Consider the following 21,204-nt stretch of genomic DNA (forward strand, 5'->3'; position numbering starts at 1 on the left):
GAAATAGTGCTCTTACCTATGAACTATCCCGATTGCTGCACCACTGGGTTTAAGCCTGAAAACGCGACAATCGCAGAAGGGCTTTGGTATTTCAGTGGATCGCCCAGTTCGGCGAGCAGCAACGTAGCAGTGGTGTCACCCAAACCATCAATCGAGGTAATCAGCTCACGTCGCTTGCGCAGGTCTGGATCATCATCGATCGTCTGCTCGATGGCCTTCCTGGTCTTTTCCAGCTCTTCGTTGATGTGCCCGATTACGTCTTGAATCGACTGCTGTACCGCATCTAGTGCGACATCCAAACGATTCTGCTCCATCTGGCGCATTTCCTTGAGGTCGTCCAGTCGCCGCACCAGAGCACGCAAGCGGCGCTGCGCAGGGGGCTCAGGCTCCCACTGGCGAAGCGAGACAGCCTTTTGTTGGCCATAGGCAGCAATGACTTTGGCGTCAGCCTTATCTGTTTTGACGCGCCGAAGCTCCACGTCAGCGAATTTCGCAATCACCGCCGGGTTCAGAATGCACACCCGATAACCTTGGTTGTGACAGTGCTCGGCCAGCGCTTCGTGATAGATGCCTGTAGCCTCCATAACAATCCAGGCGCCTGGTTCAGCATGGCGCTCAAGCCAGTCGCTAAACTGCCTGAACCCTCCAGGATCATTGGACAGCTTGGCTTTGGTGCGCATCTTGCCATTGGGGAGCGGGATGGCAATGTCGAAAGATTTTTTGGCGACATCAACGCCAACAAAGACGGACATGATCTCCTCCTTCAAACTACGAAAGTCGATCACCCTACACTCAGTTCAACCTTGTTAATGCGTGCTCACGCCGGGGGCGGGCACTAGATACCGTTCGAACTCGTCGAGTGGGGTTGGAAGACCAGAGCGTTATCTACAGTGCGGGCTTGATGCCCTTGGAGCGGCTCTGCTTCAAGGCCTTCCCTCGATGATCAGTCGAGAACTTTCGCCTCTAGGGAGGCGAAAGTCGAGATACAAGGAGCGGCCTTGTGCCGCGAACGGGCCGCAACGCGGCCCCAGGGATCAAGATCAACCGCGCGCTTCGCGATCACGCACGCCGAGCAGATAAAGCACGCCGTCCAGGCCCAAGGTCGAAATGGCCTGCTTGGCCGACTGGCGCACCAGTGGCTTGGCACGGAACGCCACGCCCAGGCCCGCCAGCGACAGCATCGGCAGGTCGTTGGCGCCATCGCCCACGGCAATGGTCTGCTCCAGCTGCAAGCCTTCTTCGCTGGCCAGTTGCTGCAACAGCTCGGCCTTGCGCTGGGCGTCGACGATCGGCTCGACCGCTACACCGGTGACCTTGCCGTCGACCACTTCCAGCTCGTTGGCGAACACATAGTCGATGCCCAGGCGGGCCTGAACCTGCTTGGCGAAGTAGGTGAACCCGCCGGAGAGGATGGCCGTCTTGTAGCCCAGGCGCTTGAGCTCGGCGAACAGGTGCTCGGCGCCCTCGGTCAGGCGCAGCGAGGCGCCGATCTGGTCGAGCACGCCCACGTCCAGGCCCTTGAGCAGCGCCATGCGCTCCTTGAAGCTGGCGCGGAAGTCCAGCTCGCCGCGCATGGCCCGCTCGGTGATCGCCGCCACCTGCTCGCCAACGCCGGCAGCCTTGGCCAGCTCATCGATCACCTCGGCCTCGATCAGCGTCGAATCCATGTCGAACACCGCCAGGCGACGGTTGCGGCGGAACAGATCGTCACGCTGGAAGGCGATGTCGATGTTCAGCTCCTCGGACAACGCGAAGAACGCCGCGCGCAAGGCCTGGGCGTCGCCCGGTTCGCCGCGCACGGAGATTTCCAGGGCCGACTTGCCCTTCTCGCTCGGCGCGTTCAGCGCCACGCGGGCCGACAGGCGCTCGATGCGCTCGATGGTCAAGCCGGACTGGCTGATGATTGCGCTGACCCGCTGCAGTTGCTCCGGGGTGACGCGACGGCTGAGCAGGGTGACGATATGGCGTGCCTCGCCCTGGCTGTCGGCCCAGTGCTGGTAGTCGGCCTCGGAGATCGGCGTGTAGCGCGCCTGCAGGTTCAGCTCGTGGGCCTTGGCCTGCACGCTTTGCAACAGCGCGGTGGCCACTTCGTTGTCAGGGATGTCGACCAGGATGCCGAACGACAGCGTGCCGTGCATGACCGCCAGGCCGATGTCGAGAATGTTCACACCGCCCTGGAGCAGGACGCCGGTGATGGCCGCGGTAAGACCTGGACGGTCTTCACCAGTGATGTTGATCAGGACGATTTCGCGCAAGACCGGGCTCCGACTCGATGAAAAATGCGCATTCTACCGATTTTCCATGACCATCGGGCGCCAACGCTACTTTGCCGACAAAACACGTATCGCTATACTGCGCAGCAACTTACTCGCCATGAAGAGCCGCGCTCTGTGAACCGGCCCACGCCCGTCAAACCCGACAATTTCTTCCTGATGATCTACCGAGCCCTGAGCCAGCGCCGAATTCCCTTGGCCCTGCGCATCGCCAGCCACAATATTTTCCTGGTGGCCCTGGCCCTGGTGATCTACGCCTGTGTCATGGGCCTGCAGTTCAAGCAGGCCATGCATGAACAGGCCGACGCCGTGGGCCAGAGCCTGACCACGCAGACCGCCACCTCGGCCACCGAGCTGCTGGTGTCCAACGACATCCTCAGCCTCAACGTACTGCTCGGCAACCTGGTGAAGAACCCGCTGGTGGCCCATGCCGCCATCTACAGCGTGGACAACCGGATCCTCGCCGAGGCCGGCCAGCGCCCGCGCAACAGCTTGCTGGGCGAAGCCGAAGGCGTGTACCAGACCAAGATCACCTTCCAGGACGTGACCGCCGGCCAACTGCGCATCAGCCTGGACATGAGCCAGTTCCAGCAGCCGATGCTGATCAGTCTGCAGAGCATGGGCATTCTCGCCGCCATTCTGCTGGCCCTGGCCTTGACCCTGAGCCTGCGCCTGGGGCGTTTCATCTCCACCCCGCTGCTGCAGCTACGCGTGTGGCTGCGTGATCCGCACCCCTATACCCCGGCCATTGAGCGCCAGGACGAGATCGGCGATCTCGCCCGCCAGCTGCATGCGCGCCTGGCCCCACCGCCGCCACCGGAACCCGAGGTCGAGGACGAGGAAGACGACTTCGACGACCTGCCGGCGCCCAAGGCAGCCCCGAAAGCGAAAGCCGTCGCCTTGACCCAGGCGCATGACGAGGACGACGACGATGCCTTCGCCGACCTGATGGACGAACAGAGCGAGCCGGCCAAGCCGGCCGTGGTCGAGTCCGACGAGCCGCAGCACAGCGCCGTGCTGGCCGTGCAACTGGGCTCCCAGGAGCAACTGCGACGCCTGCCGCGCACGCGCCTGACCGAGCTGCTGGAGCGCTACCGCGACTGCCTGGACCAAGCAGCCTCGCTGTACGAAGGGGAAGTCCACACCCTCAACGACGGCAGCACCCTGCTGCTGTTCCACAGCCGTGACAGCGGTGAAGACTATCTGACCAACGCCATCTGCTGTGGCGAGCTGTTGCGCGCCCTGGGTCATGCCCTGCAGATCGAAGTGGCCGATAGCGGCATCACCCTGCAATTGCAGCTGGGGTTGGTGCTGGCCGACGACCTGCAAGGCCTGGATCAGGTCGACCTGCTGATGACCGAACAAGCCCAGGACGCCCTGGCGCTGTCGCAGCACAGCCGCAACCTGCTGCTGGTGGAGCGACGCATCAGCGATGACGCCCTGGTGCGCCAGCGCGCCCGCATCCGCCCGATCGCCAGCCCCGAGGGCGCCTGCTGCGTGGAGCGCCTGATGGAGCCGTACCCGTCGATGCTCGAGCGCCAGCTGGCGCGGATGGACGAGCGCCGGGGCTGAGATTTAGGGGTTACGCGATCCCTGTAGGAGCGGCCTTGTGTCGCGAAAGAGGTGCGAAGCGCCCCCAGGGTCTTCGTTCTATCTGAAATCCCCGGGGCTGCTTTGCAGCCCTTTCGCGACACAAGGCCGCTCCTACAGGGGATCGTGCTCCTGGCTGGGACAAGTCACACAAAAAAGCCCGCATCGCTGCGGGCTTTTTTGTTTCTGCGAGTATCAGAAGCGGAACACTTCCATATCGGTACGAATCGGCGAGGCCATCGGGATCTTCGGCTTCTCCGGCTCTTTCTTCACCTGTACCGGCGCGGCCTGCTTGCGCGGGGCCTCTTCGGCGATGGCCGGTTGGTTGGCCAGTGGCTTGACCGCCGTGCTCAGCTGTTCGGCCAGCTTCTGCAGCAATTGCCCTTGGGCCTGGACCTGGGCCGACTCACTGCCGGCATGCGGCTGCTCGAGGTGGACGATGCGGTTGTCACGCACCTGGCCGCGACGATCGAGCACGCGCCACTGGGCGTCGAGAATCGCCGGCTGGTTCTTGCCGGAGTCCAGGCGGGTGATCGACAGCAGCACCTGCACGTCCGGGGTGAAGCCCGCACTGGCCGGCGCCAGGACCACGCGTTGGCTATCCAGGCGCCAGGCCAGCTGGCGCACCAGCAACTGGTCGATATCCGACGAAAGGCTGCCAGCCCAACGACCGTCGGTCGCCGCGGTCAGGCTGCCATCGGTCTGGCGTTGCAAGAAGGTTTCGCGTTGCAGGTAATCGGCCACCGACACGGGGCCAAGCACCACCGCCATGCCCGCCGCCTGGGTCGGCTGGCCGGGTTCACCGCTGTCGAGCTGATACAGGGCGACCGGCTGGTGCATGCTGCACCCGCTCAGGCCCAGCAAGCCAGTCATCAGCAGCGCAAATGGAAGGCGCAGAAATTTCATTCATCCCATCCAGGCGGTCGTCACGGACAGACCGCAGTGATACTCGTATAGATTCAATCGGGCACTCGGCCACGCCGGCGCCGCAAGGGCACTATCATCCGCGAAATAGCGGCCAGACTCCAGCATTTCCGCCTGAAGCGGCGCCGAAAGCGCCGCTGCAGACGGCCCACTCACTCAAGCGGGGGTTTCCACCAGCAGCGCATCGACGCGCTGGAAACCACGTGGCAATTTGCTACCACGACGCCCTCGCTCGCCCTTGTAATGTTCCAGGTCATCCGGCTTCAGAGACAGCGTACGCTTGCCTGCCTGCAATACAAGGGTCGAGCCCTCGCTGATCACCGCCAGGTCGGTGACGTACTCTTCGCGGCTGGCCACCCGGTCGCCCGGTACGCCAATGATCTTGTTGCCCTTGCCCTTGCCCAGCTGCGGCAGGTCGGCCACCTTGAACACCAGCAGGCGGCCCTCGGTGGTCACCGCGGCCAGCCAGTCCTGCTCGCGGTCGGTGACCGGGCGCGGGGTCATGACCTTGGCGCCGTTGGGCAGGCTGAGCAAGCCTTTGCCTGCCTTGTTCTTGGCCTGCAGGTCTTCGCCCTTGACCACGAAGCCGTAGCCGGCATCGGAGGCCACCACGTACAGCGCATCGTCCTCGGGCAGCAACACGCACTCGAAGGTGGCGCCCGGCGGTGGCGTCAGACGCCCGGTCAACGGCTCGCCCTGGCCACGGGCCGACGGCAGGCTGTGGGCGGCCAACGAGTAACTGCGGCCGGTGGAATCGATCATCACCGCAAACTGATTGGAACGGCCGGCCGCGGCGGCCTTGAAGCCATCGCCGGCCTTGTACGACAGCCCGGTGGCGTCGATATCGTGGCCCTTGGCGCAGCGCACCCAGCCCTTCTCTGACAGCACCACGGTGACCGGCTCGGTCGGCATCAGCTCGTTTTCCGACAGGGCCTTGGCTTCGGCACGCTCGACGATTGGCGAGCGGCGCTCGTCGCCATAGGTCTCGGCGTCTTCGAGCAGTTCGCTGCGTACCAGCTTGCGCAGCTTGGCGTCGCTGCCCAGCAGGGTGGTCAGGCGCTTCTGTTCCTTGAGCAGCTCATCCTGCTCGCCACGGATCTTCATCTCTTCCAGACGGGCGAGCTGACGCAGGCGAGTCTCGAGGATGTAGTCGGCCTGGATCTCGGTGAGGTCGAAGCGGGCGATCAAGGCCTGCTTGGGGTGCTCCTCGGTGCGGATGATATGGATCACTTCATCCAGGTTGAGGAAGGCGGTGAGCAAACCATCCAACAGGTGCAGACGCTTCTCGACCTTGTCCAGGCGATGCTGCAAGCGACGACGAACGGTACCGACCCGGTACTCCAGCCACTCCAGCAGCAGCTGGCGCAGGTTCTTCAACTGCGGCCGACCGTCAAGGCCGATGATGTTGACGTTGACCCGGTAGGTACTCTCCAGGTCGGTGGTGGCGAACAGGTGCTGCATCAGCTCGGCGGCGTCGACGCGGTTGGAACGCGGGATGATGACGATGCGGCAGGGGTTCTCGTGGTCCGACTCATCACGCAGGTCGGCGACCATCGGCAACTTCTTGGCCTGCATCTGCGCGGCGATCTGTTCCAGCACCTTGGCCCCGGAAACCTGGTGCGGCAGCGCGGTGACGACGATATCGCCGTCCTCGATGCGGTACACCGCACGCATGCGGATCGAGCCCTTGCCGCTCTCGTACATCTTCAGAATGTCGGCGCGCGGGGTGACGATCTCGGCCTCGGTCGGATAGTCCGGGCCCTGGATATGCTCGCACAGCTGCTCGAGGGTGGCCTTGGGCTCGTCGAGCAGGCGCACGCAAGCGCTCGCCACCTCCCGCAGGTTGTGCGGCGGCACGTCGGTGGCCATGCCCACGGCGATGCCAGTGGTGCCATTGAGCAGGATGTTCGGCAAGCGCGCCGGCAGCACCGCCGGTTCCTGCAAGGTGCCGTCGAAGTTAGGCACCCAGTCGACGGTGCCCTGGCCCAGTTCGCTGAGCAGCACTTCGGAATAGCGCGACAGGCGCGCCTCGGTGTAACGCATGGCGGCGAACGACTTCGGATCGTCCGGCGCACCCCAGTTGCCCTGGCCGTCGACCAGGGTGTAGCGGTAGCTGAACGGCTGGGCCATCAGCACCATGGCCTCGTAGCAGGCCGAATCGCCGTGGGGGTGGAACTTGCCGAGCACGTCGCCGACGGTCCGCGCCGACTTCTTGTGCTTGGAATCGGCGTCCAGCCCCAACTCGCTCATGGCATAGACGATGCGCCGCTGGACCGGCTTGAGGCCGTCGCCGATGTGCGGCAGCGCGCGGTCCATGATCACGTACATGGAGTAGTTGAGGTAGGCCTGTTCGGTGAAGTCAGCCAGGGAACGGCGTTCGACGCCTTCAAGGCTGAGTTCGAGTGAGTCGCTCATGCGGGCCTCGTCATTTCAGGTTCTGGCGCAGCAGCATGGTGCCGCCGCGCTGGGTAAATTCAAGTTGTTTCAGGGCGCTCATGCCCAGCAGCACGGCCTGGCCATCCAGGCCGGGCACCACCAGCGCGCGCACGTCGCGCAGCTGGATGTCGCCCAGTTGCAAGCTGTCGAGCCGGGTGCGATAGCCCTCGGTGCGGCCATTGGCGGTGCTCAATTGCACCGGGGCGCCACGGGCCAGGTCCAGGTCGTGGGCCAGGGCCTCGGGGATCGCCACGTCGGTAGCACCGGTGTCGAGCATGAAATGCACCACGCGGCCATTGATCGCGCCGTCGGCAACGAAATGCCCCTGGCCGTTACTGAGCAGGCGCACCTCGATGAAACCGTCGCCCTGTTCGCTCTGCACCACGGCGTTGGGGTTCTGCTGGCGGTCTTCCCATTGGCCGAAAAAGCGCGTGGCAAGGAACATCGCCGCCGCCCAGGCGACGATCAGCAATACCCTTCCTGCGCGCTTGCCTGGGGGCTGGCTCATGGCCGGGCGCTCCAGCCACCTTGCGGTGCGGCGAAGCGCCAGACCACCGGGCGGGTTTCGCCGTCGCTGCGTGGGCGATCATTGTTGTCCACACCGATCCAGGCGCCCTCCTTGTCGACCACCAGTGCCTCGGCCAGACCATAGGGCTGTGAGTAACGCCGCGACTCCACCAGGGCATCGGCGGCGAACGACCAGCAACGCTCGACCGCGCCGCTGTCGGCGTCACGCCGGCAAATGCGGTAGGCATTGCGCTCGAGGGTATACAGCTTGCCCTCGAACCAAGCCAGGTCGGCGAAATCCCGCGATACCGGACGCGCGCCGGGAAACTGCGGCGGCTGCATCTCGACTCCGGCCTCGCTGAGCAGCACGCAGCTGCGCCCGCAGGTCCACACCGACTGCTGGCGCTGGACCGCCAACAACCCGCGGCGCTCCCGCTCGGCGGCCAGCCACAGGCGGTCGCCCGCCGGATTGATCGCTAAACCTTCGAACAGGGCATTGAAGTGCAACAGCATGCCGCTGGCCCGCGCCTGGCGGACCATGGCCTGGTCGATGCGCAGCCAGTCCGGCTCGCCTTCCAGCGGCAGCTGCAGCACTGCGGCATGAGCCTCGCTGACGATCAGGATGTTGCCAGCCTGATCACAGGTGATGCCTTCGAAATCCAGCGCGCCGCCCCGGATATAGGACGCCGCCCAGTTGCGCGACTTCAGGCCCCAGGGCAGGCCGGTATCCGGCGGCTCGGGTGGGGTGAAGGCCAGCGGCTGGGCGCGCCAGGCAGCCGGCTCCTGCTCAAGCCGGTAGATGCGGTCGTCGTCGCGGTCGGACACCGCCCACAATGCGCCACGGCAAAACGCCAGCCCGGACAGGTTGCCGCCGCGCATGCCATCGACCACGTGCTCGCCGGTCAGCTTGAGCTGCGGCCAGTCGTCGGCCCGGGCCTGCAGGGCGAACAGCGCCAGGCAGGCCAGCAGCAGCGGACGAATCAAACCAGGACCTCGGCCAGGTTGCCTTTGGTCTCCAGCCAGTTCTTGCGGTCGCCCGCGCGCTTCTTGGCCAGCAGCATGTCCATGATCTCGGTGGTGCCGGCCAGGTCGTCCAGGGTCAACTGGACCAGGCGCCGGGTGTTCGGATCCATGGTGGTCTCGCGCAGCTGCGGCGGGTTCATCTCGCCGAGGCCCTTGAATCGGGTGACCTGCGGCTTGCCGCGTTTCTTCTCGGCGACCAGGCGGTCGAGGATACCGTCACGCTCGGCGTCATCCAGGGCGTAGTAGATTTCCTTGCCCAGGTCGATGCGGTACAGCGGCGGCATGGCCACGTAGACGTGCCCGGCCTCGACCAGCGGGCGGAAGTGCTGGACGAACAGCGCGCACAGCAGGGTGGCGATGTGCAGGCCGTCGGAGTCGGCGTCGGCGAGGATGCAGATCTTGCCGTAGCGCAGTTGGCTGAGGTCGCTGGCGCCCGGGTCGACGCCAATGGCCACGGCGATGTTGTGCACCTCCTGGCTGGCCAGGACCTCACCGCCATCGACTTCCCAGGTGTTGAGGATCTTGCCGCGCAGCGGCAGGATCGCCTGGTATTCCTTGTCCCGCGCCTGCTTGGCCGAACCACCGGCCGAGTCACCCTCGACCAGGAACAGCTCGGCGCGCATCGGATCCTGGCCTGCGCAGTCAGCCAGCTTGCCCGGCAGCGCCGGGCCCTGGGTGATGCGTTTTCGCTCGACCTTCTTGCTCGCTTTCAGACGACGGCCGGCGTTGCTGATGGCCAGCTCGGCCAGTTGCATGCCTAGCTCGGGGTGGGCGTTGAGCCACAGGCTGAAGGCGTCCTTGACCACGCCAGAGACGAACGCCGCCGCTTCGCGGGACGACAGACGCTCTTTGGTCTGGCCGGAGAACTGTGGCTCCTGCATCTTCATCGACAGCACGAAGCTGATGCGCTCCCAGACGTCCTCGGGGGCCAGCTTGACCCCGCGCGGCAGCAGGTTGCGGAACTCGCAGAACTCGCGCATCGCATCCAGCAGGCCTTGGCGCAGACCGTTGACGTGGGTGCCGCCCTGGGCGGTGGGAATCAGGTTGACGTAGCTCTCCTGAACGCTGTCGCCACCCTCGGGCAGCCACAGCAAGGCCCAGTCGACGGCCTCCTTGTTACCCGCCAGGCTGCCGCAGAACGGCTCGTCAGGCAGGCGCAGGAATTCGCTGACCGAGTCGACCAGGTATGAGCGCAGGCCGTCCTCGTAATGCCACTCGACCTTTTCGCCGGTGCCTTTGTCCTCGAAGCTGATCGACAGCCCCGGGCACAGCACGGCCTTGGCCTTGAGCACATGCTTGAGGCGGCTGATGGAGAATTTTGGCGAGTCGAAGTACTTCGGATCGGGGGTGAAGTACACGCTGGTGCCGGTGTTGCGCTTGCCGACGCTGCCGACCACTTCCAGCTCGCTGGCCTTGAAGCCGTCGGCGAAGGTCATCTGGTATTCGTTGCCATCGCGCTTGACCCGCACGCGGACCTGGCTCGACAGGGCATTGACCACCGAGATGCCGACGCCGTGAAGGCCGCCGGAGAACTGGTAGTTCTTGTTGGAGAACTTGCCGCCGGCGTGCAGCTTGGTGAGGATCAGCTCGACACCGGACACGCCCTCTTCGGGGTGGATGTCCACCGGCATGCCGCGGCCATCGTCGCTGACCTCCAGCGAATGGTCGGCGTGGAGGATCACCTGCACCGAACGGGCGTGGCCCGCCAGGGCTTCGTCGACACTGTTGTCGATGACTTCCTGGGCCAGGTGGTTCGGCCGGCTGGTGTCGGTGTACATGCCCGGCCGCTTGCGGACCGGGTCAAGGCCCGAGAGGACTTCGATGGCGTCTGCGTTATAGGCGCTAGCGCTGGGATTGGCCATGGGTTCTCGTCGTCAGTCTGGTGAGTGCAAAAGTCAAAATACAGAAAAATCCAGCGCCGCATACTGCCCGCGGGCAATTCCGGCGAAGGCCAGCAGCGCCGGCAATTGCCTGGCAAAGCCCTGGTAGCTGTGGTCGCCACCGGCCTGGATGCGCAGGGCGCAAGCACGGTAATAGCGCTCGGCGTGGCGATAGTCCAGGGTTTCATCGGCGGTCTGCAACCACACTTGATAGCGGGTGGCGTCCTGCGGCGGCGGTACTTCCAGTTCGGCCAGGGCGTCCACGTGATCCTGGGTCAGCTCCCAGGCCTCATCGGTATACAGGTTGCGCTGGGTGCCGAGGTAGCCGTCGAACAGGCGGTGCGGGGCTACTGCCGGGTTGACCAGCAAGGCCTTGAGCCCGTGGCGCTCGGCCAGATGGGTGGCATAGTAGCCGCCAAGGGAGCTGCCGACCAGCAGCGGCGCACCAAGCTCGGCGATGGCCGCCTCGAGCTGGGCGATGGCCTGGCGAGGATGGTGGTGCAGGGCCGGAACCCGCAGCTGGTCGGCCAGGCCGAGTTGCTGCATCAGCGCCTCGAGCTGGCGGGCCTTGGTCGACAGCGGCGAGCTGTTGAAGCCGTGGATATAGAGGATGGAACCCGACATGCTGCCCCCCGGACGCAAAGATGCGCAGTGTAGCGTGTTGGAAGGGCATTGGCGCAGCATGGGGTTTTTCGCAACAAAATCTGAGACAGGGTACTGCCCCCTGCGGGAGCGGTTTACCCGCGAAGCAAGCGACGCGGTGTTTGGCACCGGCTACGCCGGTGTTCGCGGCTGAAGCCGCTCCCACAGGGACCGCGCCGACCTAGGGCATGCACCACACCTGTGGGAGCGGGTTTACCCGCGAAGCAAGCGCTGCGGTGGCTGGCACCGGCTACGCCGGTGTTCGCGGCTGAAGCCGCTCCCACAGGGACCGCGCCGACCTTAGAGCATGCACCACACCTGTGGGAGCGGGTTTACCCGCGAAGCAAGCGCTGCGGTGGCTGGCACCGGCTACGCCGGTGTTCGCGGCTGAAGCCGCTCCCACAGGGACCGCGCCGACCTTAGAGCATGCACCACACCTGTGGGAGCGGGTTTACCCGCGAAGCAAGCGCTGCGGTGGCTGGCACCGGCTACGCCGGTGTTCGCGGGTAAACTCGCTCCCACAGGGAACACGACGCACTTAATAGCCTGGACTATCGAAGTCCAGGCTCACCTCGAAATCGCGCGCCCGCTCCACCCCAGTCTCCAACCGTCCGTCGTCATGCAGCCGCAGCCAGCGATACCCCGGCTGCTCTTCGCTCACCTTGAAATCTTCGCTGCGCGGCGCGAACTGGATGCAGGTCGATGGCGTGGCGAGAAAACGCATACCGTCGCGCACCTCATCCCATTCCTGATGGATATGCCCCCACAGCAGCGCCTTCACCTGTGGATAACCGCGCAAACGCTGCAAAAGTTCATCGGCGTTGCGCAGCCCTATCGGCGCGATCCAGGCACAACCGATATCCACCGGCTGGTGATGGCAGCACACCAGGCAATAGCGTCCACCAGCGCCGGCCAGCGCCTGGTCGAGCAGCACCAGTTGATCGTCGGCCAACAACCCGAACGTGGCGCCGACCACCGCCGAATCGAGCATGACAATCCGCCAGGCACCGATATCGGTCACGGTCTGCAGCAACTCCGGCGCCACCTTGGCCATCACCTGTGCTTCGTCATGGTTGCCCGGCAGCCAACGCGACGGCGCGCCCAATACCTGGGTCATATCTCGAAAGGCTTCATAGGAGGCGACACTGGCATCCTGGGACAGGTCGCCGGTGCACAGCAGCAGGTCGATGCGCGGCTGCTCCCGGCGCACTTGATCGATGACATGGCCGAGGCTGTCGCGGGTCTTCAGGCCCAGCAAGCTGCCCACCGGGTCGGCGAACAAGTGGGCATCGGTCAATTGCACCACATGGACGGGTGACGGGGGATTGGGTGGCTGCGGCAACGGCCGTCTCCTCGAGCGGATTCAGCACGGATTATGGCTGCGGATCGGCTTGGCGCAAACACTCGAAACCGACGCCCGTCACATTTCAGCGCACCGCTTCGAGCTCGTGGCCGCAGGCCAGGCAGTGGCTGAGCCATTCACCGAGGAACAGGTTGAGCTGGGCCTTTTCGTCGGGCTGGTGCATCGCCGTGTTGGGGTACGGGTAAATGCTGCGCAGGCGACGCGTATGCTCGGCGCTGACCACCTCGGCCATGCGCGCGTCGTGGTACACCTGCACTTCCAGTTCGGGCACCGGCAGCCAGGGCAGGCTGTGCTCCTGACGCACCTTGAGGGTGGTGGTATAGGGGCAGGCCAGCAGCACTTCGAGCACCAGCACGCCGAGCATCTGGTCGCCCTGGGTCATGCCGATGCGGCGCGAGCTCTGGGTGGTGCGCATGTCGGGCAGCAAGCGCATCAGCCGGGCATAGTTGGCCTCGCAGGCCGATTGCAGCCCGACCAGGTCGACCCGATAGCGCTCGCGCAGCAGGTTCACTTCCACATACCTCGCACTTCATCACGATTGAGCGCCAACCATTGCAGGCCAATGATCGCCGCTGCATTGCAGATACGCCCATCACGCACCGCCTGCAGCGCATCCTCGAACGGCCACACGCGCACGCGAATGTCTTCGCTTTCTTCTTCCAGGCCATGCAGGCCACCGGCGCCTTCGCTGACGCAACGGCCCAGGAACAGGTGGACGTACTCGTCGCTGCCGCCCGGAGACGGGAAGTACTTGGTCATTGGCCACAGCGCCGAAAAACTCAGGCCGGCTTCTTCCTCGGCTTCGCGGTGGGCGACCTCTTCAGGCTGCTCGTCCTTGTCGATCAGGCCAGCGACCATCTCGATCAGCCAGGGATTATCGACCTTGCCCATGGCGCCCACGCGGAACTGCTCGATCAGCACCACTTCGTCGCGCTGCGGGTCATAAGGCAGTACGCAGACCGCGTCATGGCGCACGAACAGCTCGCGGGTGAATTCGCGGCTCATGCCGCCGGCGAACAATTCGTGACGCAGGTGCAGCTTGTCGAGCTTGTAGAAGCCCTTGAACAACGGCTCCCGCCGCACGATTTCGACCTGCGTCGGTACTGGATTCAACGTGTCCGTCATGCCAACTCCTTGATGCCGCGTTTAGCGCATCGCGCAATCCTACTCTGCGAACCGCCCGGTTTCATCCCTTTCCGTCGACCATTCGGGCGGTCGGGACAGGCGCGGCGCTCTCTGTTAGCTTAGTGGCGAACCGAAGGCCGCGCAGGCGGTCCAAGGCCGATCATCACTGCCCCGCAAGGATCAACATGAGGCTAGTCAAACTGACTTCCGTGGCCGTTCTGGCGCTGGCGCTCGGCGCCTGCCAGAGCCTGTTCACGCCCAACTACCGGGCTCCGCTCGAGGTCAAGCGCGAGGCCTGGGAGCACGTGAAGCCCGGCTGCAGCGAAAGCGACTGCCCGCTGGTGAACATCGATACCGTGCACTTCCCGGCCCTGCCGAAACTCGACGCCATCGTCGAGAAGCGCCTACTGCAACTGACCGAGGACAACCAGCGCGGTACCCCGCCGGCCTCGCTGCAAGCCTATGAACAGACCTATCTGGCCCGCGCCGACAAGCGCAACAGCAGCTACCTGCAGGCCAAGGTACGTGAACAGCATGACGGGCTGGTGATCGTCGAGCTGTCCAGCTACCTCGACAGCGGCGGCGCCCACGGCATGCCGGGGCGCGGCTTCATCAACTACTCGCGCAAGCTCGACAAGGTGCTCACGCTGCAGGACATGCTGCTGCCTGGCCAGGAGGCGACCTTCTGGAAGACCGCCGAGGAGTCGCACCGTGCCTGGCTGATCAGCACCGGCATGGACAAGGACCCTGAGTTCGTCAAGACCTGGCCGTTCAAGCAATCGCCGCACATTGCCCTGACCTACGGCGCCGTGGTGATCAAGTACGAGGTGTATGCCATCGCCCCCTACTCCATGGGCCACGTCGAGCTGAAGATCCCCTATCCGCGCCTCAATGGCGTGCTCAAGCCCGAGCTGTTTCCTGGCCGCGGCTGATTGCCAGCAGCCGGTATAGCCCCCCTGCCAGCAGCAGTGCCGGCAGGGTCGCGCCCAGTTCCGGCGCCAGGTTGGCCATCAGGTGATAGGCCGCCACCCCCGCCGCCCAGGCCAACAACGCCTGCCAATGCAGCGCCTCGACCAGGGTCGGCGAACGCCGACGACGCACCACGAAGTGGTCCACCAGCACCACGCCGAACAACGGCGCGAACACCGAACCGATCAGCAGCAGGAAGTTCTGGTACTGGGCCAGCGGCGCCAGCAGGGCGATCAAGGTGCACAAGACGCCAATGGCCAGGGCCAGGTGCTCGACCTTGAGCTTGACCAGCAAGCCGCTGGAGACGGCCGCCGAGTGGATATCGGCAAAAGCGTTCTCCGACTCGTCGAGCAAAATCAGCAGCAGCGGAATCCCCAGCCCAGCACCAGCCAACGCCAGCAGCAGCGCGTTCACTTCGCCACTTGGAGCGAACGCCAGGGTGTAGGCCACGCCCAGGCTCATCAGCCAGGCATTGCCAAGGAAGAAGCCCAGCGCCGTGCCGCCGAACACCCGGCTGGCCCGCTGGCCGAAGCGGGAGTAGTCGGCGATCAGCGGCAGCCACGACAGCGGCATGGCGATGACGATGTCGAAACCCAGGGCCAGCGATAGCGAGCCATCGCCCGGACGCCGCCACAACTCAGCCAGGTCGGCCTTGGCGAACAGGTTCCAGGTCAGCCAGACACAGGCGCCGAGCAACAGCCAGATGCCCCACTTGCGCAATACCTTGCGCACGAACGCCAGCGGTCCGCTGACCGCCAGCAGGGTGGCCAGGGCGCCGAAGCACAGGGTCCACAACAGCGGGCTGCTCCAACCGCTGCCTTCGCCAAAGGCACGCGCACCGAGCAGGCTGGCGGCATCGCGCATGACGATGATTTCGAACGAACCCCAGCCGATCAGTTGCAGCAGGTTGAGCACCGCCGGCAGGCGTGCGCCGTGGCGGCCCAGGGTCAGGCGCAGGCTGCCCATCGCCGACAGGCCGGTGTCGCTGCCGATTACTCCGGCCGCGGCCAGCAGCAGCACGCCCACCGCCGTGCCGAGGGTGATCGCCAGGATCGACCCGGCCAGGCCCAGGCCCGGCGCCAGCAGGCCGCCGACCTGCAGGACCATCAGGCCGATGCCAAGGGAGAACCACAGTGAGAACAGGTCGCGGGCACCGAATTGGCGGTGATGGGTGGGGACGGGGTGATCGGGGGAGAAGTGGCTAGTTGAAGTCATGGGGAGGTTCGCCGGAATGTTGGGGGTGGCGCTGGCGAGGACTGCGTCCTCGTTTCGCGGCACAAGGCCGCTCCTACAGGAGACCGCAATTCCCTGTAGGAGCGGCCTTGTGCCGCGAAAGGGCCGCAACGCGGCCCCCAAGGTCTACTTACACCTTCTGGTAAAGCTGGCTGCCTTCCTGGCGGAACCGCTCGGCCTGCTCACGCATGCCCTGCTCGACCGTGACATCCACGGTCTCGATCTTGGCCGCGTACTCACGCACTTCCTGGGTGATCTTCATCGAGCAGAACTTCGGCCCGCACATCGAGCAGAAGTGCGCGACCTTGGCCGATTCCTTGGGCAGGGTCTCATCGTGGAATGAGCGCGCGGTGTCCGGATCAAGGCCCAGGTTGAACTGGTCTTCCCAGCGGAATTCGAAACGCGCCTTGGACAGCGCGTTGTCACGAATCTGCGCGCCCGGATGCCCCTTGGCAAGGTCGGCGGCGTGCGCGGCGATCTTGTAGGTGATGATGCCGGTCTTCACGTCATCCTTGTTCGGCAGCCCCAGGTGTTCCTTGGGCGTGACGTAGCAGAGCATGGCGCAACCGAACCAGCCGATCATCGCCGCACCGATGCCGGAGGTGATGTGGTCGTAGCCCGGGGCGATGTCGGTGGTCAGCGGGCCGAGGGTGTAGAACGGCGCCTCGTCGCAGCACTCGAGCTGCTTGTCCATGTTCTCCTTGATCAACTGCATCGGCACGTGGCCCGGGCCTTCGATCATGCACTGCACGTCGTGCTTCCAGGCGATCTTGGTCAGCTCGCCGAGGGTTTCCAGCTCACCGAACTGGGCGGCGTCGTTGGCGTCGGCGATCGAACCGGGGCGCAGGCCGTCACCCAGCGAGAAGCTGACGTCGTAGGCCTTCATGATTTCGCAGATCTCGTCGAAGTGCGTGTACAGGAAGTTCTCTTTATGGTGCGCCAGGCACCACTTGGCCATGATCGAACCACCACGGCTGACGATGCCGGTGACGCGCTTGGCGGTCAGCGGTACATAGCGCAGCAGCACGCCGGCGTGGATGGTGAAGTAGTCCACGCCCTGCTCGGCCTGTTCGATCAGGGTGTCGCGGAACAGCTCCCAGGTCAGGTCCTCGGCCACGCCATTGACCTTTTCCAGGGCCTGGTAGATCGGCACGGTACCGATCGGCACCGGCGAGTTGCGGATGATCCACTCGCGGGTTTCGTGGATGTGCTTGCCGGTGGACAGGTCCATGACCGTATCCGAACCCCAGCGAATGCCCCAGGTCAGCTTGGCCACCTCTTCCTCGATCGAGGAACCCAGGGCGCTGTTGCCGATGTTGCCGTTGATCTTCACCAGGAAGTTGCGGCCGATGATCATCGGCTCCAGCTCGGTGTGGTTGATGTTGGCGGGGATGATCGCGCGGCCACGGGCGATCTCTTCGCGGACGAACTCGGGGGTGATTTCTTTCGGGATGCTGGCACCAAAGCTGTGGCCGGCGTGCTGCTGGCTGAGCAGGCCGGCGGCACGGGCTTCCTGCAGCTTCATGTTCTCGCGGATGGCGACGTATTCCATCTCGGCGGTGATGATGCCCTGACGGGCATAATGCATCTGCGTGACATTGGCGCCGGCCTTGGCCCGGCGCGGGTTGCGCACGTGGGCGAAGCGCAGCTTGGTCAGTTCCGCGTCGTTCAGGCGCTGCTGGCCGAAGTTCGAGCTCAGGCCGTCGAGGCGCTCGGTGTCGCCACGGGCGTCGATCCAGGCCGAGCGCACATCGCCCAGGCCCTTGCGCACGTCGATGATGACATTCGGGTCGGTGTATGGGCCCGAGGTGTCATACACCAGCACCGGGGCGTTCTTCTCGCCGCCGAAATCGGTGGGGGTGTCGTGCAGGCTGATCTCGCGCATGGGCACGCGGATGTCGGGGCGCGACCCCTGGACATAGACCTTGCGCGAATTGGGCAGTGGTTGCACGGACTGCTGGTCGACTTGCGCCGACTCGCTGAGGTGGATCGATTTTTCTTGTTTGCTCATCACAGGCTCTCCAGACAGCTTCCAGGCGTGGAATGTCGGGGTGAACCTGAAAGGCGTGGACGCACTCGGGGTGACGAGTGCAGTGCCGGACATGGGGTGCCGTGGGCTGCAAGCAGCTGTGGCGATCCCGGACCTGGCACAAGAGGCTCCCGGGATGTGAGAGCAATCTTGTTCCCTACGCAGGCGCTAACCTGATCAGGTTCAACGGGATCCGCACCTCTGCGATCTCAGCCTTTGCTTCAAGGCACCCCGACAAGAACATGCGCAGTCTAGACTGGAGTGGTCGGCAAAGCCAAGCGAGTAAATCCAGCAGTGATAAATGGCGCAAGCAGCGGATTGTTGATGGAGGCGCGCGGCACTACACTGGCCCATCGCTCGATACCCGACAGTACAGTAAATAAATCTCGATCAAGGATTGCCCTATGCTGCTGCGCAAACTCTCACTGGCGATTGCCGTGTCTTGTGCGTCCAACGGAGTGGTCTGGGCAGCGGATACGCCCACGACGGTGAAGACCGACCTGGTCAGCGTCTACCAGGAGGCGGTCGACAACAACGCCGACCTGGCGGCCGCCCGCGCCGACTACGGCGCCCGCCGCGAAGTGGTGCCCCAGGCCCGCGCCGGCCTGCTGCCCAACCTCTCGGCCGGCGCCGAGATGATGAACACCCGCACCAAGCTCGACGAACCGTCGGTCACCTCCAACCGCAGCGGCAATGCCTGGAGCGCCACCCTGGCGCAACCAATCTTCCGCGCCGACCGCTGGTTCCAGTTGCAAGCCGCCGAAGCGGTCAACGAACAAGCCGCGCTGGAGCTGTCGGCCACCGAACAGAACCTGATCCTGCAGACCGCCGAGAACTACTTCGCCGTGCTCCGCGCCCAGGACAACCTGGCTTCGACCAAGGCCGAGGAAGCCGCCTTCAAGCGTCAGCTGGACCAGTCCAACGAGCGCTTCGACGTCGGCCTCTCGGACAAGACCGACGTGCTGCAATCGCAAGCCAGCTACGACACTGCCCGGGCCAACCGGATCATCGCCGAGCGCCAGGTGCAGGATGCCTTCGAGGCCCTGATTACCCTGACCAACCGCCAGTACAGCGCGATCCAGGGCGTGGTCCACAGCCTGCCGGTGCAAGTGCCGACGCCCAATGACGCCAAGGCCTGGGTCGAGACCGCCGGGCGGCAGAACCTGAACCTGCTGGCCACCAACCACGCCGTGGCCGCGGCCGAAGAAACCGTGCGCCAGCGCAAGGCCGGCCATGCGCCGACCCTGGACGCGGTGGCCAAGTACCAGAAAGGCGACAACGACAACCTGGGCTTCACCAACCCCTCGCAGAACGGCGTGCGCTATGGCGGTGACGTCGAGCAGACCAGCGTCGGCCTGCAACTGAACATCCCGATCTACAGCGGTGGCCTGACCAGCTCCCAAGTGCGCGAAGCCTATTCGCGCCTGACCCAGAGCGAGCAGCAGCGCGAGAGCCTGCGCCGCCAGGTGGTGGAGAACACCCGCAACCTGCACCGCGCGGTGAACACCGATGTCGAGCAGGTGCAGGCGCGCAAGCAGTCGATCATCTCCAACCAGAGCGCGTTGGAGGCCACCGAGATCGGCTACCAGGTCGGCACCCGCAACATCGTCGACGTGCTGGATGCGCAGCGCCAGCTGTACACCTCGGTGCGCGACTACAACAACAGCCGCTACGACTACATCCTCGACAACCTGCGGCTCAAGCAGGCCGCCGGCACACTCAGCCCGCAAGACCTGCAGGACCTGGGGCGGTACCTGAAGGCCGACTACAACCCGGACAAGGATTTCCTGCCGCCGGACCTGGCGGCCGCGGCGGCGAAGAACTTCGAACGCCGGCCTTGAGCCGAGGAAGCACGCGGCCGGTGTAGGAGCGGCCTTGTGTCGCGAAAGGGCCGCACAGCGGCCCCGGCGATCTTGCGGGAATGCGCCGATCCTGGGGGCGCTTCGCCCCCCTCTCGCGACGCAAGGCCGCTCCTTGTATCTCGACTTTCGCCTCCCTAGAGGCGAAAGTTCTCGACTGATCATCGAGGGAAGGCCTTGAAGCAGAGCCGCTCCAAGGGCATCAAGCCCGCACTGTAGATAACGCTCTGGTCTTCCAACCCCACTCGACGAGTTCGAACGGTATCTAGTGCCCGCCCCCGGCGTGAGCACGCATTAACAAGGTTGAACTGAGTGTAGGGTGATCGACTTTCGTAGTTTGAAGGAGGAGATCATGTCCGTCTTTGTTGGCGTTGATGTCGCCAAAAAATCTTTCGACATTGCCATCCCGCTCCCCAATGGCAAGATGCGCACCAAAGCCAAGCTGTCCAATGATCCTGGAGGGTTCAGGCAGTTTAGCGACTGGCTTGAGCGCCATGCTGAACCAGGCGCCTGGATTGTTATGGAGGCTACAGGCATCTATCACGAAGCGCTGGCCGAGCACTGTCACAACCAAGGTTATCGGGTGTGCATTCTGAACCCGGCGGTGATTGCGAAATTCGCTGACGTGGAGCTTCGGCGCGTCAAAACAGATAAGGCTGACGCCAAAGTCATTGCTGCCTATGGCCAACAAAAGGCTGTCTCGCTTCGCCAGTGGGAGCCTGAGCCCCCTGCGCAGCGCCGCTTGCGTGCTCTGGTGCGGCGACTGGACGACCTCAAGGAAATGCGCCAGATGGAGCAGAATCGTTTGGATGTCGCACTAGATGCGGTACAGCAGTCGATTCAAGACGTAATCGGGCACATCAACGAAGAGCTGGAAAAGACCAGGAAGGCCATCGAGCAGACGATCGATGATGATCCAGACCTGCGCAAGCGACGTGAGCTGATTACCTCGATTGATGGTTTGGGTGACACCACTGCTACGTTGCTGCTCGCCGAACTGGGCGATCCACTGAAATACCAAAGCCCTTCTGCGATTGTCGCGTTTTCAGGCTTAAACCCAGTGGTGCAGCAATCGGGAGAGTTCATAGGTAAGAGCACTATTTCGCGTACAGGCGCCTCAAGGCTGCGTGCAGGCTTGTGGATGTCAGGCACTGTCTCAATCAGACATAACCCTGTTGTGAAGGAACTGGCAGAGCGGTTGAGCAGCCGGCACAAAGCTTACAAACAGATCGTCTGCGCGGCGATGCGCAAGCTGCTGCACCTGGTTTACGGGGTGGTGAAGTCGGGGATACCGTTTGACCCCAAAATCCCTCTTGCGGGGTGAGAGTCAAGACGGTATCTACAGGGATCG

At 64.3% G+C, this 21,204-nt stretch carries 17 protein-coding genes and 1 riboswitch; of the genes, 4 read left to right on the plus strand and 13 right to left on the minus strand.

Annotated elements, in window-relative coordinates:
* Positions 1–23: 23 nt before the first annotated feature.
* Positions 24–752 carry an IS110 family RNA-guided transposase gene (locus HU772_RS22385; protein WP_225923072.1) on the minus strand — a complete coding sequence of 243 codons (729 nt, stop codon included), beginning with the start codon at positions 750–752 and terminating at the stop codon, positions 24–26.
* A gap of 288 nt (positions 753–1,040) precedes the next feature.
* Positions 1,041–2,255, minus strand: coding sequence for a phosphoserine phosphatase SerB (gene serB, locus HU772_RS22390; RefSeq protein ID WP_186662742.1), 1,215 nt, complete (start codon positions 2,253–2,255; stop codon positions 1,041–1,043).
* A gap of 135 nt (positions 2,256–2,390) precedes the next feature.
* Between serB and HU772_RS22395 the strand changes: the two genes are divergently transcribed.
* Positions 2,391–3,845, plus strand: a complete 1,455-nt coding sequence (locus tag HU772_RS22395; protein ID WP_186662743.1) for a histidine kinase — start codon at positions 2,391–2,393, stop codon at positions 3,843–3,845.
* 213 nt (positions 3,846–4,058) lie between these two features.
* Here HU772_RS22395 and HU772_RS22400 read toward each other — a convergent pair whose 3' ends face one another.
* The 9 genes from HU772_RS22400 to HU772_RS22440 form a co-directional block, all read right to left on the minus strand.
* A complete protein-coding gene (locus HU772_RS22400; RefSeq protein ID WP_186662744.1) occupies positions 4,059–4,769 on the minus strand; it encodes a PqiC family protein in 711 nt (236 codons plus the stop codon).
* Between the two features lie 174 nt (positions 4,770–4,943).
* Complete coding sequence (parC, locus tag HU772_RS22405) at positions 4,944–7,202, minus strand: DNA topoisomerase IV subunit A (RefSeq protein WP_186662745.1); 2,259 nt, start codon at positions 7,200–7,202, stop codon at positions 4,944–4,946.
* Positions 7,203–7,212: 10 nt separating this feature from the next.
* Positions 7,213–7,731 carry a retropepsin-like aspartic protease family protein gene (locus tag HU772_RS22410; RefSeq protein WP_186662746.1) on the minus strand — a complete coding sequence of 173 codons (519 nt, stop codon included), beginning with the start codon at positions 7,729–7,731 and terminating at the stop codon, positions 7,213–7,215.
* A complete protein-coding gene (locus HU772_RS22415; RefSeq protein WP_186662747.1) occupies positions 7,728–8,714 on the minus strand; it encodes an esterase-like activity of phytase family protein in 987 nt (328 codons plus the stop codon). The genes HU772_RS22410 and HU772_RS22415 overlap by 4 nt, the downstream gene beginning before the upstream one ends.
* A complete protein-coding gene (gene parE / locus HU772_RS22420; RefSeq protein WP_186662748.1) occupies positions 8,711–10,615 on the minus strand; it encodes a DNA topoisomerase IV subunit B in 1,905 nt (634 codons plus the stop codon). Before parE ends, HU772_RS22415 begins: the two co-directional genes overlap by 4 nt.
* 33 nt (positions 10,616–10,648) lie before the next feature.
* Complete coding sequence (locus HU772_RS22425) at positions 10,649–11,257, minus strand: YqiA/YcfP family alpha/beta fold hydrolase (protein WP_186662749.1); 609 nt, start codon at positions 11,255–11,257, stop codon at positions 10,649–10,651.
* 556 nt (positions 11,258–11,813) lie between these two features.
* Entirely contained in the window at positions 11,814–12,617 is an 804-nt protein-coding gene (gene cpdA, locus HU772_RS22430) for a 3',5'-cyclic-AMP phosphodiesterase (protein ID WP_186662786.1), read from the minus strand.
* Between the two features lie 85 nt (positions 12,618–12,702).
* The gene (locus HU772_RS22435; RefSeq protein WP_186662787.1) at positions 12,703–13,155 is read right to left on the minus strand and encodes a DUF1249 domain-containing protein; all 453 of its coding nucleotides are present in this window, start codon (positions 13,153–13,155) and stop codon (positions 12,703–12,705) included.
* On the minus strand, positions 13,146–13,763 hold the full coding sequence (locus HU772_RS22440) for an NUDIX domain-containing protein (RefSeq protein WP_186662788.1): 618 nt from the start codon (positions 13,761–13,763) through the stop codon (positions 13,146–13,148). Before HU772_RS22440 ends, HU772_RS22435 begins: the two co-directional genes overlap by 10 nt.
* Before the next feature lie 185 nt (positions 13,764–13,948).
* Between HU772_RS22440 and HU772_RS22445 the strand changes: the two genes are divergently transcribed.
* Positions 13,949–14,695 carry an RsiV family protein gene (locus tag HU772_RS22445; RefSeq protein ID WP_186662789.1) on the plus strand — a complete coding sequence of 249 codons (747 nt, stop codon included), beginning with the start codon at positions 13,949–13,951 and terminating at the stop codon, positions 14,693–14,695.
* On the opposite strand, the gene cytX is transcribed toward HU772_RS22445, so the two are convergent.
* Together cytX and thiC are read right to left on the minus strand one after the other, a co-directional pair.
* Complete coding sequence (cytX, locus tag HU772_RS22450) at positions 14,664–15,947, minus strand: putative hydroxymethylpyrimidine transporter CytX (RefSeq protein ID WP_186662790.1); 1,284 nt, start codon at positions 15,945–15,947, stop codon at positions 14,664–14,666. The genes HU772_RS22445 and cytX overlap by 32 nt on opposite strands.
* A 148-nt stretch (positions 15,948–16,095) precedes the next feature.
* Positions 16,096–17,976 (minus strand): phosphomethylpyrimidine synthase ThiC, encoded by a 1,881-nt coding sequence (gene thiC, locus HU772_RS22455; protein WP_186662791.1) that lies wholly within the window; start codon positions 17,974–17,976, stop codon positions 16,096–16,098.
* Positions 17,977–18,131: 155 nt separating this feature from the next.
* A riboswitch (TPP riboswitch) is annotated at positions 18,132–18,238 on the minus strand.
* 163 nt (positions 18,239–18,401) lie between these two features.
* Here thiC and HU772_RS22460 point away from each other — a divergent pair.
* Positions 18,402–19,835, plus strand: a complete 1,434-nt coding sequence (locus HU772_RS22460; RefSeq protein WP_186662792.1) for a TolC family outer membrane protein — start codon at positions 18,402–18,404, stop codon at positions 19,833–19,835.
* A 370-nt stretch (positions 19,836–20,205) separates the two neighbouring features.
* Positions 20,206–21,177, plus strand: coding sequence for an IS110 family RNA-guided transposase (locus tag HU772_RS22465; RefSeq protein WP_217858722.1), 972 nt, complete (start codon positions 20,206–20,208; stop codon positions 21,175–21,177).
* Positions 21,178–21,204 lie beyond the last annotated feature (27 nt).

Source organism: Pseudomonas xantholysinigenes (genome assembly GCF_014268885.2).
Classification (GTDB): Bacteria; Pseudomonadota; Gammaproteobacteria; order Pseudomonadales; family Pseudomonadaceae; genus Aquipseudomonas; species Aquipseudomonas xantholysinigenes.

What these genes read in the sequence shown, in the direction of transcription:
- HU772_RS22385 (WP_225923072.1), bottom strand. Translation starts at nt 752, where the DNA reads ATGTCCGTCTTTGTTGGCGTTGATGTCGCCAAAAAATCTTTCGACATT.
- HU772_RS22400 (WP_186662744.1), bottom strand. Translation starts at nt 4,769, where the DNA reads ATGAAATTTCTGCGCCTTCCATTTGCGCTGCTGATGACTGGCTTGCTG.
- parC (WP_186662745.1), bottom strand. Translation starts at nt 7,202, where the DNA reads ATGAGCGACTCACTCGAACTCAGCCTTGAAGGCGTCGAACGCCGTTCC.
- HU772_RS22410 (WP_186662746.1), bottom strand. Translation starts at nt 7,731, where the DNA reads ATGAGCCAGCCCCCAGGCAAGCGCGCAGGAAGGGTATTGCTGATCGTC.
- parE (WP_186662748.1), bottom strand. Translation starts at nt 10,615, where the DNA reads ATGGCCAATCCCAGCGCTAGCGCCTATAACGCAGACGCCATCGAAGTC.
- HU772_RS22425 (WP_186662749.1), bottom strand. Translation starts at nt 11,257, where the DNA reads ATGTCGGGTTCCATCCTCTATATCCACGGCTTCAACAGCTCGCCGCTG.
- HU772_RS22440 (WP_186662788.1), bottom strand. Translation starts at nt 13,763, where the DNA reads ATGACGGACACGTTGAATCCAGTACCGACGCAGGTCGAAATCGTGCGG.
- HU772_RS22445 (WP_186662789.1), top strand. Translation starts at nt 13,949, where the DNA reads ATGAGGCTAGTCAAACTGACTTCCGTGGCCGTTCTGGCGCTGGCGCTC.
- cytX (WP_186662790.1), bottom strand. Translation starts at nt 15,947, where the DNA reads ATGACTTCAACTAGCCACTTCTCCCCCGATCACCCCGTCCCCACCCAT.
- thiC (WP_186662791.1), bottom strand. Translation starts at nt 17,976, where the DNA reads ATGAGCAAACAAGAAAAATCGATCCACCTCAGCGAGTCGGCGCAAGTC.
- HU772_RS22465 (WP_217858722.1), top strand. Translation starts at nt 20,206, where the DNA reads ATGTCCGTCTTTGTTGGCGTTGATGTCGCCAAAAAATCTTTCGACATT.